This window comes from Lactobacillus jensenii DSM 20557 (genome assembly GCF_001436455.1).
In the GTDB taxonomy this organism is placed as follows: Bacteria; Bacillota; Bacilli; order Lactobacillales; family Lactobacillaceae; genus Lactobacillus; species Lactobacillus jensenii.
Map to the genome: position 1 here is coordinate 1 of NZ_AYYU01000093.1, position 236 is coordinate 236.

Annotated in this window: 3 tRNA genes; all 3 read left to right on the forward strand. The window is 55.1% G+C overall.

Annotated features, from left to right (window positions below):
- The first annotated feature begins 4 nt into the window (after positions 1 to 4).
- Positions 5 to 78, forward strand: a tRNA-Met gene (locus FC45_RS07585).
- A gap of 3 nt (positions 79 to 81) precedes the next feature.
- Positions 82 to 155: transfer RNA gene (locus FC45_RS07590), tRNA-Asp, on the forward strand.
- Between the two features lie 7 nt (positions 156 to 162).
- Positions 163 to 235, forward strand: a tRNA-Phe gene (locus tag FC45_RS07595).
- Position 236 lies beyond the last annotated feature (1 nt).

Genomic DNA, 236 nt, shown 5'->3' on the forward strand with positions numbered 1-236 from the left:
TTATCGCGGGATGGAGCAGTCTGGTAGCTCGTCGGGCTCATAACCCGAAGGTCGTTGGTTCAAATCCGGCTCCCGCAATATGGTCCATTGGAGTAGTGGTTTATCTCGCCTCCCTGTCACGGAGGAGATCGTCGGTTCAAATCCGTCATGGACCGTAAGAATGGCTCGGTAGCTCAGTTGGTAGAGCAAAGGATTGAAGCTCCTTGTGTCGGCGGTTCGATTCCGTCCCGCGCCAT